The organism is Paenalicyclobacillus ferrooxydans, assembly GCF_001399675.1.
Classification (GTDB): Bacteria; Bacillota; Bacilli; order Alicyclobacillales; family Alicyclobacillaceae; genus Alicyclobacillus_B; species Alicyclobacillus_B ferrooxydans.
In genome coordinates this window covers 46,499-63,479 of sequence record NZ_LJCO01000017.1, presented here as the reverse complement: position 1 = coordinate 63,479, position 16,981 = coordinate 46,499, and the positions used below count along the sequence as shown (strand labels likewise).

At 53.8% G+C, this 16,981-nt stretch carries 13 protein-coding genes, 1 pseudogene and 2 riboswitches; all 14 genes and pseudogenes read right to left on the bottom strand.

The window, feature by feature from the left end; all coding sequences use genetic code 11:
* Nucleotides 1-60 precede the first annotated feature (60 nt).
* A pseudogene (gene purQ / locus AN477_RS25820) lies at nt 61-663 on the bottom strand (phosphoribosylformylglycinamidine synthase subunit PurQ); the annotation flags it as partial.
* A complete protein-coding gene (gene purS, locus AN477_RS04485; protein ID WP_054967979.1) occupies nt 660-935 on the bottom strand; it encodes a phosphoribosylformylglycinamidine synthase subunit PurS in 276 nt (91 codons plus the stop codon). The pseudogene purQ and the gene purS, both read right to left, overlap by 4 nt.
* The gene (gene purC / locus AN477_RS04480; RefSeq protein ID WP_054967978.1) at nt 932-1,675 is read right to left on the bottom strand and encodes a phosphoribosylaminoimidazolesuccinocarboxamide synthase; all 744 of its coding nucleotides are present in this window, start codon (nt 1,673-1,675) and stop codon (nt 932-934) included. Before purC ends, purS begins: the two co-directional genes overlap by 4 nt.
* Nucleotides 1,676-1,792: 117 nt before the next feature.
* Nucleotides 1,793-3,091, bottom strand: coding sequence for an adenylosuccinate lyase (gene purB / locus AN477_RS04475; protein WP_054967977.1), 1,299 nt, complete (start codon nt 3,089-3,091; stop codon nt 1,793-1,795).
* A gap of 125 nt (nt 3,092-3,216) precedes the next feature.
* On the bottom strand, nt 3,217-4,392 hold the full coding sequence (gene purK / locus AN477_RS04470) for a 5-(carboxyamino)imidazole ribonucleotide synthase (RefSeq protein ID WP_054967990.1): 1,176 nt from the start codon (nt 4,390-4,392) through the stop codon (nt 3,217-3,219).
* Between the two features lie 91 nt (nt 4,393-4,483).
* Nucleotides 4,484-4,978: a 5-(carboxyamino)imidazole ribonucleotide mutase gene (gene purE, locus AN477_RS04465; RefSeq protein WP_054967976.1), complete on the bottom strand. Its 495-nt coding sequence runs from the start codon at nt 4,976-4,978 to the stop codon at nt 4,484-4,486.
* Nucleotides 4,979-5,086: 108 nt separating this feature from the next.
* Nucleotides 5,087-5,188: riboswitch (purine riboswitch) on the bottom strand.
* Between the two features lie 223 nt (nt 5,189-5,411).
* Nucleotides 5,412-6,770, bottom strand: coding sequence for an NCS2 family permease (locus AN477_RS04460; RefSeq protein WP_054967975.1), 1,359 nt, complete (start codon nt 6,768-6,770; stop codon nt 5,412-5,414).
* 25 nt (nt 6,771-6,795) lie between these two features.
* Nucleotides 6,796-8,352, bottom strand: a complete 1,557-nt coding sequence (guaA, locus tag AN477_RS04455) for a glutamine-hydrolyzing GMP synthase (protein WP_054967974.1) — start codon at nt 8,350-8,352, stop codon at nt 6,796-6,798.
* Between the two features lie 233 nt (nt 8,353-8,585).
* Nucleotides 8,586-8,687: riboswitch (purine riboswitch) on the bottom strand.
* 307 nt (nt 8,688-8,994) lie between these two features.
* Nucleotides 8,995-11,187, bottom strand: a complete 2,193-nt coding sequence (locus tag AN477_RS04450; protein ID WP_054967973.1) for a transglutaminase TgpA family protein — start codon at nt 11,185-11,187, stop codon at nt 8,995-8,997.
* On the bottom strand, nt 11,168-12,397 hold the full coding sequence (locus AN477_RS04445) for a DUF58 domain-containing protein (protein WP_054967972.1): 1,230 nt from the start codon (nt 12,395-12,397) through the stop codon (nt 11,168-11,170). Before AN477_RS04445 ends, AN477_RS04450 begins: the two co-directional genes overlap by 20 nt.
* A complete protein-coding gene (locus AN477_RS04440) occupies nt 12,394-13,380 on the bottom strand; it encodes an AAA family ATPase (protein WP_054967971.1) in 987 nt (328 codons plus the stop codon). The genes AN477_RS04445 and AN477_RS04440 overlap by 4 nt, the downstream gene beginning before the upstream one ends.
* Nucleotides 13,381-14,011: 631 nt before the next feature.
* Nucleotides 14,012-15,631: a chaperonin GroEL gene (gene groL, locus AN477_RS04435; protein ID WP_054967970.1), complete on the bottom strand. Its 1,620-nt coding sequence runs from the start codon at nt 15,629-15,631 to the stop codon at nt 14,012-14,014.
* A 33-nt stretch (nt 15,632-15,664) separates the two neighbouring features.
* Nucleotides 15,665-15,949, bottom strand: a complete 285-nt coding sequence (gene groES / locus AN477_RS04430) for a co-chaperone GroES (protein WP_054967969.1) — start codon at nt 15,947-15,949, stop codon at nt 15,665-15,667.
* A gap of 250 nt (nt 15,950-16,199) precedes the next feature.
* Complete coding sequence (gene tatC / locus AN477_RS04425; RefSeq protein ID WP_054967968.1) at nt 16,200-16,946, bottom strand: twin-arginine translocase subunit TatC; 747 nt, start codon at nt 16,944-16,946, stop codon at nt 16,200-16,202.
* Nucleotides 16,947-16,981 lie beyond the last annotated feature (35 nt).

Below are 16,981 nucleotides of genomic sequence, written 5' to 3'. Positions count from 1 at the left end.
TGCTTTGACGGCTTGCTGCATCGATAAGAACATCCGCTGTCCGTCTTCCGATGCCATCCAATCTGTAACAGCACGCTCAGGATGCGGCATTAATCCGAGGACGTTGCGGTTTTCATTCAGGATGCCTGCGATGTCCTCGACCGATCCGTTCGGGTTGTCCTGGTACCGGAACAGAATTCGGTTGTCCTTCTTCAGTTGTGCGAGTGTCTCTTCATCTGCGTAGTACCTGCCCTCACCATGGGCAATCGGAACGCGAATGGTCTCACCTTTCGTGTACGCCGACGTAAACGGGGAGTCCGTGTTTTCCACAACCAGTTCGGAGGTGTGGCAATGAAAGCGAAGGTCTTCATTGCGAAGGAGTGCTCCCGGCAAGAGACCGGACTCTGTCAACACCTGAAACCCGTTGCAGATGCCGACCACCAGTTTTCCTGCTGCAGCTTCCTTTGACACAGCCTGCATGACAGGTGAGAAGCGAGCAATGGCCCCGGATCTGAGATAGTCGCCGTAGGAAAAACCGCCCGGTAAAATGATGGCGTCATACGCGCTGAGGTCAGCTTCGGTGTGCCATACAAGATCAACCGGATCGCCCGTTACGGAGGCGACAGCCTTCTGTGCGTCTTCGTCACAGTTTGACCCGGGAAAGACAACAACTGCCCACTTCATGCCAGGCCCTCCTTGCTCGCTTCGGGCTTGAGATCGAAATCATAGGTCTCCATGACCGGGTTGCAAAGCACCTTGTCACAAACCTCGTGAGCAACCTGTTCTGCCTCTTCCTTCGATGCCGCGGCGATGTGGAATGTCATGTACTTGCCAACGCGAAAACCTTCCGCTGACCGATACCCAAGGCTGTGCACTGCGTTCTCTACAGCATGACCCTGCGGGTCGAAGACACTCGGTTTAAATTGAATGCGCACTTCTACCAGCCAATTTGTCACAGGCTTGCGACCTCCCTCACGCGACGCATCATCTCTGCATAGGCGTTTTCTACTCCGCCAAGGTCCCGACGAAAGCGGTCCTTGTCGAGCTTTTCGTTGGTGTTTGCATCCCAGTAGCGGCATGTATCGGGTGAAATCTCATCTGCAAGCAGGATTTCTCCCTCATCCGTCTTACCAAACTCCAGTTTGAAGTCGACGAGGATTACGTCGACTGTCCGCAAGACGTCTGACAACACCTCGTTGACCCGAAGCGCCATTTGTTTGACCTGTGTGATATCAGATGGCGTGGCCAGACCAAGAGCTTCGATGTGGTCGGTAGTCACAAGAGGGTCACCGAGGTCATCCCGCTTGTAGTAAAACTCGACAATCGGATGTGCGAGCTTCATGCCCTCTTCGAGGTCAAGTCTCGATGCCATGCTTCCTGCAGCCAGATTTCGAACCACAACTTCAATCGGCAACATCGTCAGTGCACGTACAAGGGTTTCGCGCTCGCTCAGCTCTTTGACGAAATGCGTATGCACGCCCTTTGTCTCAAGCAGTTGAAAGAACAAGTTGCTCATCTGGTTGTTGACGACACCTTTGCCAACGATGGTGCCGCGTTTTTGCCCGTTGAAAGCTGTTGCATCGTCCTTGTATGCCACACGATACACACCTGCATCTTCCGTGCGGTACACGCGCTTCGCCTTACCTTCGTACATCGCTTCTTGAGCCGAGTTCAGCTGTTCCGTCTGCTGGTCCATCTTGCGGTTCCTCCTACCCTGGCGGGGCCATGTCCTCACATCAGGGGGTGATTTGTAGTGAAGTGATTTACAGAAACAACGAAGTCAAATAAACAACGAAGCCAAATAAGCCATGTGTTACGCGTTGAGGCCAAGCCGTTCAAAAATGGTGTCAACGTGCTTTAAATGGAAGGTTGGGTCAAAACAGGCATCCAATTCTTCCGATGTGAGTACCTTTTTCACAAGCGGTGCTTCACCGACAATTTCCTTGAACGAACGTCCTTCTTCCCAAGCCTGCATCGCGCACGGTTGCACCGTGTCGTAGGCCTCTTCGCGGGATACGCCCTTGTCGATGAGTGTCGTGAGGACTCGCTGACTGAATGGCAAGCCGTAGGTCCGATCCATATTGCGGCGCATGTTCTCGGGATACACATGCAGGTCGGTCAGGATTCGGTTCATTCGGCTCAACAGGTAGTCGATGAGAATTGTGGCATCAGGGAAAATCACTCGTTCGACGGAAGAATGGCTGATGTCCCGTTCATGCCACAGTGGGACGTCTTCCAAAGCCGGGACGACATACCCTCGCAGTACCCTTGCCAGGCCACTGATCTGCTCACACGAAACCGGGTTGCGTTTGTGCGGCATCGCGGACGAACCTTTCTGTCCCTTGTAAAACGGTTCTTCCACCTCGCGGATTTCCGATTTTTGAAGTCCACGAATTTCCGTTGCAATCTTGTCAAGTGTGGTGCCGATGAGCCCGATGACAAAAATGAACTCTGCGTGCCTGTCGCGTTGCAGGGTTTGCGTGCTGATTGGCGCGGCTTTCAGGCCAAGACGCTCACAAACGTACTGTTCGACAAACGGATCGACATTGGCATACGTTCCAACAGCGCCAGAAATCTTGCCGTAGCGCATCCGCTCGGCTGCTGCATTGAAGCGTTCCAGGTTGCGCACCATTTCCGCGTACCACAAGGCGGCTTTCAGGCCAAACGTTGTGGGTTCAGCGTGCACCCCGTGCGTGCGCCCCATCATAAGCGTGGTTTTGTATTTTGCAGCCAGTTGGCGGAGGGTTTCAATCAGCGTCTCCACATCTGTTCGGATGACCTTGATGGCCTCCTGAAGTTGAGCCGACAAAGCGGTATCGACAACATCGGTGGATGTGAGTCCATAGTGGACCCATTTGCGTTCCGGTCCGAGGGACTCAGATACTGCTCTTGTGAATGCGACCACGTCGTGGCGGGTCTCCTGTTCAATTTCAAGGACGCGGTCCACGTCGAACTTGGCGTTTGCCCGAATCGCAGCCACGTCTTCCTTCGGGATGACCCCAAGTTCAGCCCATGCTTCACAGGATAGGATCTCAACTTCGAGCCACCAGCGAAAACGTTCCTGTAAAGTCCACCGGTTTGCCATTTCAGCACGTGAATATCGATTAATCACATTCATTCCCCCGTCCGCATTCCTGGTCTTGCACATTTCATTTTGCCGAGCTACTTATGTGAAAGCCAACTTGCATCTCAAAGCCCACCTATGCCGTCAAACTTGATCTACGCGCGGGCCAAACCTTACTCACAAACACCAAAGATGCCGAGGTTCGTCAACTGCTGAAGCGCAACATCGGTGCTTTCGGCAACGACATTGATGTGCCCCATCTTCCGCTTCGGTCGACTCTCCTCCTTGCCGTAAAGGTGAAGCTTAAATGTATCAGGCCAACTTGGCATGGACTGGATTGCCCCTTCAAGGTGCTCGCCAAGAAGGTTACTCATGACCACAGGTGACAACAGTGCGGGACTGCCGAGCGGAAGGCCCGTGACCGAGCGAATCACCTGTTCAAATTGCGAAGTCACACAAGCGTCTTGTGTGTAGTGACCAGAGTTATGTGGACGCGGCGCGAGCTCGTTGACAAGTACCTCGCCGCTTTGCAAGACAAACATCTCAACACCGAGCAACCCGACTACATGCAGCGACTCCGCAGCCCGTACCGCCAACTCCTGGGCCTTGGCGAGGACATCCTGGGAGACGCGGGCCGGACAGATGGAGAGCTGCAAAATATGATCTCGATGCACATTCTCCGCCGCAGGAAAAGGCCGTACCTCTCCGGTCGCACCGCGCGCAACCACGACCGACACCTCGCACACAAACGGCACTTCAGCTTCTGCGATGAACGGCGCGTCGGAGGGATCAACAGCGGCAGACTCAGAGCTTGAGGATACGACGTTCTCCATCTCAGCCCATACTGCTCCAAGACTCTCCCGAGTGAGCACCCTCCACTGACCTTTCCCGTCATATCCGCCAGTGGTTGTTTTCACAATCAACGGCAACCCGACTTCATCAGCGGCAGCTTCCAGATCGGAAAACGAGCTTACAGGAGAATGTTTCGCTACGGGAATGCCAGCCCGCTCAAGCGCGGCCTTTTCTCGCAACCGGTGCCTTGTGGTGAACAAAAGTCGGCTTCCTTGTGGTACATAGACCCGGTTCTCAATCGCTGCGACAACCTGATCGTCGACATCTTCAAACTCGTACACGACGACGTCCGACAACTCAGCAAGACGGAGTGCCGCCGTGACGTCTGTGAACGAGGCTGTTATCTGTTCGTCCGCCACCTGCCCGCAGGGAGAATCTGGCGTTGGATCGAGAGTGACAACCTTGTAACCCATTCGCCTGGCTTCGAGCGCAATCATTCGACCAAGCTGCCCGCCGCCAAGAATACCAATGGTTGCGCCCGGCAAAAGTGGAAGCATGTTTGACCTCGCTTGGGTGTTGGTTTCTTCGGGGTGATGAGCATGACTGTTTTTATCTTCGAAGACCACATTGGTCGTGTTTGGCACGTCATCACTCCCCATCTGCAGGATCGAGTTTGGAAAGGACCGTTTCCCGAATTGCACTGCGCCGAGCTTCGAGCCGAGCAAGCAACTCATGGTCGTTCGTTGCCAAGATTTGAGCCGCCAGCAACCCTGCGTTTGTGGCCCCAGCCTTGCCAATCGCAACGGTGGCCACGGGAACTCCGCCTGGCATCTGGACAATCGAAAGCAATGAATCAAGTCCGCCTAAAGCAGAAGTCTGGATAGGGACGCCAATCACAGGAAGCATCGTCTTGCTTGCAACCATGCCTGGCAGGTGTGCCGCCCCCCCGGCTCCGGCGATGATGGCTTTCAGACCCCGCTCCACCGCTTGCTCGGCGTAGTGAAACATTTCATCCGGCGTTCGATGCGCAGAGACGACTCGACGCTCATAAGGCACACAGAGTTCATCGAGAACTTGGCACGCATGTTGCAGAGTCGGCCAGTCGGACTGACTTCCCATAATGACACCGACAAGTGGTTCCAATCTTGCCACCTCCATAAAAAAGCCGGCCCGCTCATGTTGAATACAACAACAACACGAGCGGGCCGGCGCATGCAGAGAATCAGGCTTGATGCCTGGTTACGTACATCCGTCTCGCAATCTCCCACTCGTAGTCCAGACCTTCTCGGGGTCCGGGTAGAGACTCTCGGGCCATATCCCCGAGGATATACGAGTTAGCTTTTTATTTTCGACTTCAGTTTATCCTCTCACAGGTACAAGGTCAACCAAAATCCGAACGAATTTCAAAAGAGAAGATATAACGTTCGTGTTTCGTGTGGATTGCTTCAGTGTAGTCAAAGTGGCCTGGGATTCATCGGGCTGATAGAGGACGCGGCTGTCCGCGCCCTCTCGAGCCATCTCGCGCCTTCTATTGGAATTCCCACGCTAACGAACCACCACGGTTACGAAAACTCGTTCAGGAAACGTAAAAAATGTAACGCCACAGCGCCAGGACCACGATGATGTACATCAACCAGTGAATCTTTGTGTGTTCTTGACGAAACAGCATCAAAATCAGGTTAATGATGACAAAGAACGTGAAACCAAGTGCGATGCCGTTCGAGATACTGTAGGTAAGCGGCATCGTAATGATGGTCAAAAATGCGGGAACAGCCACACCGAAGTTGTCCCATTCAATGTTTCGAACGGCACTGATCATCAGCACACCAACGATAATCAGCGCTGGTGCCGTAGCTTGGTCCGGAATGATCAAAGCGAGTGGCGCCAAGAAGATAGACAGGATAAACAGGACGCCGGTCGTGAGTGCGGTCAAGCCTGTACGCCCGCCAGCGGCAATCCCAGATCCGCTTTCCACAAACGCGGTGATGGTGCTTGTCCCAAGTAAAGCCCCGAAGCTGACACCGAAGGCATCCACCAACATGGCTCGTCCGAGTCGCCGTTGCCCATCCGGGCCTTCCAACAAACCTGCTTTCTGCGCTGTCCCGACAAGCGTTCCAAAGGTGTCAAAGAGCTCCACAAAGGTGAACGTAAACAGAGCGCTGACAAGCCCCCAGTGAAAGACTCCGGCGAGATCGAACTTACCGATGGCGAGGTTGCTGAAATCCGGGATGAACTCCTTCCCAGTGAGTCCAGATGTATCTGTGACACCCATCGGGATCCCGATAATCGTTGTCAGCAAAATGCCAATTAACATGGCCCCCGGTACGCGAAGTGCCATTAAGATAGCGATAATCAAAAGACCGATTAACGTGAGTAGTGTGGACGGGTTGTGCAAGGCACCGATGTCGGGCTGCCAAGAGAAGTTGTCAATGATCCCGTTCGGCTGGTAGGTGGATGCTGAGCCACCCGTAAACCGCATGATGGTGATGTCACCGATTTTGAATCCAATGATGGTGATAAACAGGCCGATACCTACGGTAATGGCCATTTTTAGCGAGTCTGGCACCGCTTTGACGAGCAGCTGTCGAATCCGCGTCAGAGTGAGAATAATGAACACGATACCAGAGATGAAAACAGCGCCAAGCGCCGTCTGCCATGGCACTTGCCCGCCGTGCTGTGCTGCAATGACGGCGAAATACGCGTTCAGTCCCATACCCGGAGCAAGAGCGATGGGGTAGTTCACGAAGAGCCCCATCAAAATCGTGACGACACCTGCTCCGATACACGTTGCAAAAAATACCGCATGCGGGTTCATCCCAGTTCCACTCAAGATGGACGGGTTGATGAACAAGATGTACGCCATCGTCATAAACGTGGTCAAACCCGCAGCGATCTCCGTGCCAACCGAGGTATTATATTTTTTTAGTTGAAACAATCTTCACCCTCCCTTACGGTGCTGATTATTCCCACTCAATCGTCGCAGGCGGCTTCGAGGTGATGTCGTACACGACGCGGTTCACTTCCGGCACTTCATTCACCATGCGTGTTGAGATCCGCTCCAATACATCAAACGGAATTCGAGCCCAATCCGCAGTCATGCCTTCTGTAGAAGCCACCGCACGAATTGCAATCGTCTGCGCGTACGTCCGCTCATCCCCCATGACCCCAACGCTCTGAATGCCAGGGAGCACCGTGAAGTACTGCCATACGTCCCTCTCAAGTCCGGCTTTGGCGATCTCGTCCCGCAGAATCGCGTCGGTTTCACGAACGACGTGTAGTTTTTCTTCTGTCACCTCACCGATGACCCGAATCGCGAGACCTGGGCCTGGGAACGGCTGGCGCCAAACCAGATCGGCCGGCAAACCAAGCACTTGGCCAAGTTCCCGAACCTCATCCTTAAACAGTTCCTTCAGCGGTTCAATAATCTCAAATGTCATGTCCTCGGGGAGCCCGCCGACGTTATGATGAGATTTAATCGTCGCAGCAGTTGCCGTGCCGCTTTCGATGATGTCCGTGTACAGAGTCCCTTGTACCAGGTAACGAAAAGGTCCCAGCCGCTCGGATTCTGCTTCAAATGCGCGAATGAACTCTGTTCCGATGATCTTGCGCTTTTGTTCCGGTTCAGATACACCGGCCAGCTTGTCCATGAAGCGTGTACTCGCATGGACACGCACAACGTCAATACCCAGTTGTTCCCCGAGTGTGCCCATGACGGCCTCGGATTCACCTTTGCGAAGCAGACCGTGATCGACGAACACGGCTGTCAGTTGGTGGCCAATGGCCCTATGTACAAGCGCAGCAGCTACCGAAGAATCAACGCCGCCTGACAAGGCACAAAGCACTCGCTCGTCACCAACTTGGCTTTTAATCTGGGCTACGGCACTGTCTACAAGGGATTCCATCGTCCAGTCACCCTCACAATGACACACCTCAAACAGGAAGTTTTTGATCTGCTCTTGCCCCTGTTCTGTGTGCCGGACTTCCGGGTGATGCTGCACCGCATATAACTGTGCATCCGGATTACTCATGGCCGCAATCGTCCCGCTCGGCGTGACCGCATCGACTTGAAAACCTGCGGGTACCTCAACGACGGCATCGCTGTGGCTCATCCAGACCTGTTGTTCTTTCGGTTGCCCGGCAAACAGCGTACCTGCGTGATCCGCTGTCTGGAGCGTCGCTCGACCATACTCTCGAACGTGTCCGCGGCGTACCTGGGCTTGATACCGCTTGGCAAGCAACTGCATACCGTAGCAGATGCCGAGTATGGGGACGCCGAGGTCAAAAAGAGCGGGATCGACATCCGGGGCCCCCTCTGCAAATACACTGTTGGGACCACCGCTGAAGACGATGCCTTTGAGATTTTTCCGTCTTAATTCCTCTGCCGTTACCGTGTGTGGCAGCAGCTCAGAAAAGACGTGCAGTTCGCGAATCCGCCGAGCAATCAGCTGATTGTACTGACCTCCGAAGTCAAGGACGACAACCGCTTCATGAGAGTGCCCTGCCGTTGCTGCGTTCAATCACGTCACACTCCTTCAAATGCAGAGATGTAGAATCATTTGTGGGCTGTTCAAGGTTCTGGTTCACTCATCTGTCCGTTGTTCTGGATGACCGTGTAAACGTATGGCGACTTGAGTTGATAAATTGAAAAACCCGACACCTCTACGTCACTAGGTTGACCACAACCAAGGACGTGATACGAGGGATCGGGTAAACTACTCCCGTGTAGAGCAAGAAATAATAATGGGGAGACGACATTTCTGCTCTTCCTCGTAGTCCAACGATTTACGGTCGTCTGGTAGAAACTGCAGGGCCATATCCCCGGCATTATACGAAGGCTCTGGAATTCGACATCATTCTACTGAAGGCGACAGCGCGTCGTCAATGCATTATAGCAGAAATATGTATTGTAAAAGAATCTGATGGTTTAGCCAGAGACAACAAAGGGGTTCTACGCGGCACACACAAAAGATACCGCGTAAAACCCCAGATTTGAATCCTCAGTGTCGACTTACATTGCCTATCATCCGCTAAGAAGGCCTGATGTCGACTTGCATTGCTCTAGCGTGCGATAAGAAAACCCTGGTATCCGCAATGAATGCCTGGCGTGTGATAAGGATGCCTGATGTCCACTCACACTGCCTGGTGTCGGCTCGGAAGGCCTAGCGTCCGCGCCGTAGGACTTCGATGACCCAGTGATTCCAGATCCCTCGCACCCTCTTTAGCCTCGACTTGTCTGGCTTTTTCAGCCCACCGTATGCAATTACCTCAAAGGTTTCAACAAAGTCACGGAAATCCTCTTCCTCGACACCGTAAGACCGTGCTGCGGGATACAGATCTCGAATCGTTGGCGTCTGTTTCTTGAGTTCGCCGAAGCGAATGAGTAGTCGGACCAAATGGACGACTCCCCGCTGTAAGCCTTCCGTCGTATCGGATCGCCATGCTCGACCGTGACGCCACTCCTGAATACGGTGTCGGAACAGAAACACGAGCACAAGCGCGAGAATCACGAAGACCAAGAGTGTCCAGGCTGCACCATGCAGGATTGTGTTCCAAGGAATGTGAAATGAACTTCCTCCCCCGCTGCCACCTCCGGTTGGCTGTACTACGGGCGGAGTTGGCGGTGTAACGGGTTTTGTCGGCGGTGTCACAGGTGCCGTTGCATTTGGCGTATTTGGAATAGCGAACGTCATATCAAAGTTCGGAGTTGGATCAAATGGAACCCAACCCACCTTCGGAAAATAGACCTCTACCCACGAATGAGCATCCGCATTGGTGACGATAAAGCGGTCATTGGTCCCGTTGTACTGCGGGTCCATGGTTCCCGGTGCAAACCCCGTCACCCAACGCGTCGGAATGCCAATCGTCCGCAGCATGACAGCCATGCTGGTGGAGAAGTTGTTGCAATACCCCTTTTTCGTATCGAACAAGAACTGGCTCACATAGTCTTGCCCCGGACCCGGAACCGGGATGCCCTCCGTCGAATACGCATAGTTCAGCTTGAGGTAGTTCTGTACTGCCATGACCATGTCATATTCACTCGTCATGCCTTGAGTCAGAGACAGTGTCAGCTGATGTACATCAGAAGGAAGGCTTGACGGCAGTTGCAAATACTCGTTTGCGATCGAGCTCGGATACGCGGTAGCAGCATTTTTAGGCAACGCCGGCAGTGCACTGAGAATGCCGTCTGGCGGTTGCATCTGTTCACTGGTGATGGTGTAAACCTGACCTGCAGCGAGCGGCGGGCCGTACAGAACGTCCGTCGCTGCATTGACGTCGATACCGGCACCTTTACTGGAAGACAGGTCACTGGCGATTTTCTGCGCCGAGTACGCTGCAAAGATGATCGGCACATTCAGCTTGTTGGACAGGACCCGGATCTGTTCTGTCAAGGGCGTGTACTGCACGCCGCTTGAAAGATTCACCTGCTGCGCAGCAGATGGAATCTGTTGACCAACCGTGAGCGGACGGAGGTCGGACGAGCCTGGCAGCCAGCCATGCCCAGTGTACTGAGAATAAACCGCTCCCCGCAGGTAGGTGGGGGTTGGTGAAATGTAAGAAAGCACCGGATCGTGATTCGCAACAAACGAGCCGCCAAGGCGTGTATTGTCCATCTGATAGCCGATCTGTTTCATGGCAGGACCGGCGCCGCTGGTTCCATTCTCGAACCGGGCAAACGGATCGGCCCACACAGCCCCAGGCTTTGGCACGATAAAACCAAGCCCCGCAGCAACCACAAGCAGTGCCACCAGCGGCATGAAGAAGCGAAGACCCGGCCGTCCGCGGTAAATCAACTGGCCGGAAATCCTGCGATACTGCATGACCCCGAGCAGAGCAATAAACAGCAAGAGTTGCACAACGATAGAGGCATTTGGATGGACGGGCGTATTCCCGTCGACAATGCCGAGCACCAAAACAGCCAGCAAATTGTAAAACGCCCACAGTTTTGGACGTAACGCCGCGTAAACAATCAACCAGTAGACGAGACACAGCACGAGCAAAAACAATTCTGTCTGGAGTGGTTCACCGAATCGCATGGTGTGAAGACCCTGTACGATATCAGCACCTGTTTCACGAAGCAAAAGCTTCATGACCGCTATTGGCCCGTTGGCCTGTACCCACCAGAAACCTGTATAGATCAGGATCGCGAAGAGGGCGAGAAGAGGTCGGATCCAGCGCCAGGGGAAAAACTGCCCGACGACGAGTACAGCCATGACGGGGAGCATCGTCGAAGCCCCCTGCAGCAGTCCGAGGTGTTGCATCGGTGGAAGAAAGGCGTACAACCATGCGGCGGCCAAGACACCCACAACCATCCGAAAAAATACATTCGGACGTTCAGCGTACGTTTGCGGCATGATGACCTCCCCCTCGCACCAACTGCGATAACTGTTCAGCCTGGCGCAACGGATAAACCGGTACGCGCATAGATTCCAACAATCGAATCGAGTTTCGTTGATCTGCCGTGAGCTCATTCTGGACAATCGGCGCAAACCACTCGAGGGGTGTTCGCCGGCGCATCTGCTCAGCCGTGACAACCATCTGCTTATCGAGACTTGGTGACACCACTACAACGATGGTTCCGGCAGGGGCCTCCTGGGCAATGCGCAGCAGTGATTGCGCGAAAGGCGTTTTTCCATCTGGAGATGCGACAGCCAGCGCCTCAAGACAATGCAGAAACAAGGCTTCGTCGCTTCCGGACGGGAATCGCTGCAAGGTATTTCCGTGCAGTGTAAGCGAAAACTTGCGGTGTCGCTCATATGCGTGTTTAAGCAGAGACGCGACGACCGTCATCGCCAGTTCAAAAATGGCTGGATCCAGTCCTCGATAGCTCATCATGGACACGTCCGGTACAAACAGCAGGTCGCTCGAGACGTGCATCTCAAACTCTTTCGCCAGCAAAGCTCCCCGTCTTGCCGTGGCGGGCCAGTGAATACGGCTCAGGCGGTCTCCGGGAACATAGTCCCGGACCCCCAGCACGTTTGTGGACTCTTCTGAGCGTCTGCGTGTCGACTCACGCATACCGAGCTCCTCCGGATGGGTGGTTGACCATCCTCGCACCGGAACAACGCGCGGGTAGACGATCACACTGTCCAATCGCTCATGCTCCCGCTGTTGCGTCATCAGACCAAGCAAATCGCCGGACTGCAACACAGTGCGCCCGATATGGTAGACGCCTCTTTGAACGTTATTGATTTGATACGTGTAATCAATCTGTCTAGCCCAAAGCGGTAACAGGACTCTTTCGTTTCCGTAAACAGCAAGCGCCCAGCGTTGCGGAAGATCGTCCTGGACTCGCAGCCACACAAGCGGCCACCAACCCCGTCGCTCGACGATCAGTTGGATCCGCAAGGACTGGCCGGCAGAGATTCGCGTCGCTGATATTCTTCGCTCAGATTCTACAAATCTGAGCCCTACGAGTGCGGTGACCAACTCATACAAGCAAAGGACAAGCATAAACGCGAAGATAAACCACGCGAGAAATCCCCCTTGCACTTTCCCAAAGATGAAAGCTGCCACGAGACCCACAAAGGACAGCGCCCAGAGGCCCGCTCGCCGCAAGGTCATGGTCGTCCCGCTCCCTGCAGCACCGGCACTGCGACTCTGTCGACCACTTCCTCAACAAATTGGGCCACATTGATCCCAGACAGCCTCGCGTCTGCGGATAACAGTACACGATGCGCTAGTACGTACGGCGCCAGGTATCTGACGTCATCCGGAACGACGTAGGTCCTTCCCGACAAGAACGCGAGTGCCTGGGATGCTTTAAACAGAGCAATACTCGCGCGTGGACTCGCCCCAAGATACACCCGTTCATGCCCCCGTGTATGTTGGACAATCTCCACCAGGTAACGTCGTACGGCGGGATCGACGAAGACATCAGCCGCAGCCGCACGCCACGCAAGGACATTGGCAGGTGTTGCAACCGCTGACAGGTTCTCAATCGGATGACGAACGCGCTGGCTGTCAAGGATATTCAGCTCGTCGTTGATACTTGGGTAACCCATCGAAAACTTAAGCAAAAACCTGTCCAACTGTGCCTCCGGAAGTGGAAACGTTCCTTCAAACTCAATCGGGTTTTCCGTGGCGAGCACCATAAACGGTGTCGGCAGCGTGTACGTATGTCCATCTGCGGTCACGTTGCGCTCCTCAAGGGCTTCCAAAAGCGCAGACTGGGTTTTCGGCGAGGTACGGTTGATTTCGTCAGCAAGCACAATCTGACCGAAGATGGGACCCGCACGAAACTCAAACTCTTGTGTTTTTTGGTTGTATATCGAAACACCGGTCACATCAGACGGCAGCAAATCCGGTGTGAACTGGATACGCTTAAAGTCACAGCTCAGTGATTTTGCGAGTGCCCGGACCATCATCGTTTTACCTACCCCAGGGACGTCCTCTATTAAACAATGTCCCGAAGCCAGCAATGCAACGAACACCAGTCGAATTACATCATCCTTGCCGATGATGACCTTCGAGATGTTCTGCACCACAGGTAAAACTTCTGAGTTCCAGCTGTCAAAGTGGTTCTTTCCTGTCTTGTTTGGGGCCAATCTGGCACCTCCTGTCCGAATTTCACCTCTATGGACGATTGTACCTTGATTTGTGTTACATCGGGAGACCTTTAGGAGATGTTTGGATAGCAATCTTTCGGAGATTCGGAAGTTGGTGGAAGGATTGGGCCGGTAGAGCCCGGCTGGTGAGGGCTGGGGCTTTCGCCGCGGTGGGGGCTGGGCTCGTGGAGGCTGGGACTTTCGCCGCGGTCGATGGAACGTCGGGCTCGCTAAGTCGGCCTGAGCGACTTAGGCCCAAAAAATAGCAAGGTTAAGTCGGTATAACCGACTTAAGTCCGGAAAATCACGCGGTTAAGTCGCTGGCACCGACTTAATCCCCGCGGGGCCCCCTGCGTCGGGCTCGCTAAGTCGGCCTGAGCGACTTAGGCCCAAAAAACAGCAAGGTTAAGTCGGTATAACCGACTTAAGTCCGGAAAATCACGCGGTTAAGTCGCTGGCACCGACTTAATCCCCGCGGGGGCCCCTGCGTCGGGCTCGCTGCGTCGATTTGGGGTCGCAAAGCAAACAGCAAAAAAGCTGGCCCAAGGCAGCAAATCAAGTGCCGCCTCAGGCCAACCTTACCAAGGTGGATTGCGTCGCACCGGAGTGCGACGCTTCCTATCCTCTTTTATTACATCATGCCGTCCATACCGCCCATGCCGCCAGCAGGTGCCTTCTCAGGCTCCGGCTTGTCAGCAACAACAGCTTCGGTGGTCAGGAACATTGCTGCTACGCTGGCTGCGTTCTGCAGAGCTGAACGGGTCACCTTTGCAGGGTCAACGATACCAGCGCCAATCATGTCAACCCACTCGCCAGTTGCAGCGTTGTAACCGAATCCTGGGTTTTCTTTCTTCAAGCGCTCCACAATGATGGAACCTTCCACACCAGCGTTGTCAGCAATCATGCGGACAGGTGCTTCGAGAGCCTTGCGGACCAAGTTCACACCGGTCAACTCGTCGCCGGTTGCTTCAACACTGCCAAGTGCTGCGATGGCGTTCACCAGTGCGGTACCACCACCGGAGACGATCCCTTCTTCAACTGCAGCACGAGTTGCATTCAGAGCGTCTTCCATGCGCAGTTTCTTTTCCTTCAACTCAGTCTCAGTCGCAGCACCGACCTTGATGACTGCAACGCCACCAGCCAATTTGGCCAAGCGCTCTTGCAGCTTCTCACGGTCGAAATCAGAAGTGGTTTCTTCAATCTGCTTCTTAATCTGAGTAACGCGAGCGTCGATTTCCTTCTTGTCGCCGTTGCCGTCAACAATGATGGTGTTCTCTTTGCTTACGCGGACCTGACGAGCACGGCCGAGTTGATCGAGGCTGGTGTTCTTCAATTCGAGGCCGAGTTCTTCACTGATAACCTGGCCGCCAGTCAGGATGCTGATGTCTTGCAACATGGCCTTGCGGCGGTCGCCGAAGCCAGGTGCCTTAACCGCAACAGCGGTGAAAGTACCGCGCAGCTTGTTGACCACCAAAGTCGCAAGAGCTTCGCCCTCAACGTCTTCAGCAATCAGCAACAGCGGACGGCCAGACTGCACAACGCGCTCGAGAACCGGCAGGATCTCTTGGATGTTGCCAATCTTCTTATCGGTAATCAAGATGAACGGATCGTCGAGGACCGCTTCCATCTTGTCGGTATCTGTAACCATGTACGGGGAGCTGTAGCCGCGGTCAAACTGCATACCTTCAACGACTTCGAGCTCAGTGGTGAAGCCCTTTGACTCTTCAACAGTGATGACGCCGTCCTTGCCAACCTTCTCCATTGCGTCGGCAATCAACACGCCGATTTCGTCCGATCCGGCGGAGATACCTGCGACCTGCGCAATGTTCTCACGGCCTTCTACCTGCTTGGAGATCTCCTTGATGTGACCAACAGCGGCAGCTACAGCCTTTTCGATACCGCGGCGGAGAACCATCGGGTTCGCGCCAGCAGCAACATTCTTCAGGCCTTCGCGAATCATGGCTTGTGCCAACACAGTCGCTGTGGTAGTACCGTCACCAGCGACGTCGTTCGTCTTGGTGGCAACTTCCTTGACCAGCTGTGCGCCCATGTTCTCGAATGGGTCTTCGAGTTCGATCTCCTTGGCAATCGTCACACCGTCATTGGTGATGAGCGGTGAGCCAAACTTCTTTTCCAGAACGACGTTGCGGCCCTTAGGCCCCAAAGTCACTTTCACTGCATCAGCGAGTGCATCGACGCCACGGAGCATTGCACGGCGTGCGTCTTCGCGGAACTTGATGTCCTTTGCCATATCAGCGATTCCCTCCTCAGGTGAATATGTAGATTACTGTTCAACAATCGCGAGAATGTCGCTCTCGCGGAGAATAAGCAGTTCTTGGTCGCCAACCTTAACTTCTGTGCCGGCGTATTTGGAGTAGATTACGCGGTCTCCAACCTTGACTTCAAGCTCAATGCGCTTTCCATCTTCCACACGACCCGGTCCAACGGCTACAATTTCGCCTTCCTGGGGTTTCTCTTTCGCAGTGTCAGGAAGAAAAATCCCACTCTGGGTCTTTTCTTCGCGGTCAACCGGGCGGAGCACCACGCGGTCTGCGAGCGGTTTTACCATGTGTAAACCCTCCTCAAATCTTAGCGTAGGTTGTTTGTTAGCACTCGATTCGACTGAGTGCTAATTACATTCCATATATTAATCGCTCCCACTTCTCTTTGCAAGTGGGTTGATAAACAAAATTGGTCCTGTTCGTAAGGACATCATAGACAGCCTAGATAAGCTCGAAAGCTACTGTGGACAACCCACCGTGGACAGCTCAAGGAAATGTCGAACAGCATCGGATCAGTAGGAAATGCCCGCAGCTTTGTCAATCGGTGTGATTCAGCTTGCTCAACGCCCGATCACGCCGTTTCAAAGCGACGCCAGACAGTAGGATGCTGATTTCATAGAGTGCGATCATGGGAAGAACAACACTCAAATGAGATACAAGTTCCGGAGGGCTGATGAACACCCCGATCAAGACAATCACCAAGTAAGCATAACGACGCATTTTCCGCATTAGTTTTGGCGTGATAATGCCGAGTCGGGTAAGGAATACAACCACAATCGGAAGTTCAAACACAAACCCAAATGGAATACAGATACTTGTCATAAAGGAAAAATAGGCACCTGCACGCATCAACACTTGAAAGTGCTCACTAGAGATTTTGAGCAGAAAATGAAGGATAGTCGGAAAAATGATAAACCACGCAAAGCAAACGCCAGCGACGAACATGACCACTACGAACGGCAACAGTTGGAGCGTATAACGACGTTCAACCGGCCGAAGTCCCGGACTCACAAACTTCCACAGCTGGTAGAGGGCGAACGGCAGCGTTAGACCGATACTGACAACCCCGGCCATGGACAAATACACCGTGATGACTTCACCCGGTGATGTGACAATCAAATGATAGCCCGCCTTTGTCAGCGGGTTCACAAAGAAGCTGTAGAGTCTGGATACGACAGCCAACCCCGCGAGCAGGAGAACGACAAACACGACAAGCGTGTAGATGATGCGTTTTCGCAAGTCCGCGAGGTGGTCTGTCAACTTCATCTTGTTGTTCTCTGCCATAAACGTCTCCTGTTCAATCCGCTTCAGGCAACATC

What these genes read in the sequence shown, in the direction of transcription:
- purC (WP_054967978.1), bottom strand. Translation starts at nt 1,675, where the DNA reads ATGGACCAGCAGACGGAACAGCTGAACTCGGCTCAAGAAGCGATGTAC.
- groES (WP_054967969.1), bottom strand. Translation starts at nt 15,949, where the DNA reads ATGGTAAAACCGCTCGCAGACCGCGTGGTGCTCCGCCCGGTTGACCGC.
- tatC (WP_054967968.1), bottom strand. Translation starts at nt 16,946, where the DNA reads ATGGCAGAGAACAACAAGATGAAGTTGACAGACCACCTCGCGGACTTG.
- AN477_RS04450 (WP_054967973.1), bottom strand. Translation starts at nt 11,187, where the DNA reads ATGCCGCAAACGTACGCTGAACGTCCGAATGTATTTTTTCGGATGGTT.
- AN477_RS04445 (WP_054967972.1), bottom strand. Translation starts at nt 12,397, where the DNA reads ATGACCTTGCGGCGAGCGGGCCTCTGGGCGCTGTCCTTTGTGGGTCTC.
- purK (WP_054967990.1), bottom strand. Translation starts at nt 4,392, where the DNA reads ATGCTTCCACTTTTGCCGGGCGCAACCATTGGTATTCTTGGCGGCGGG.
- groL (WP_054967970.1), bottom strand. Translation starts at nt 15,631, where the DNA reads ATGGCAAAGGACATCAAGTTCCGCGAAGACGCACGCCGTGCAATGCTC.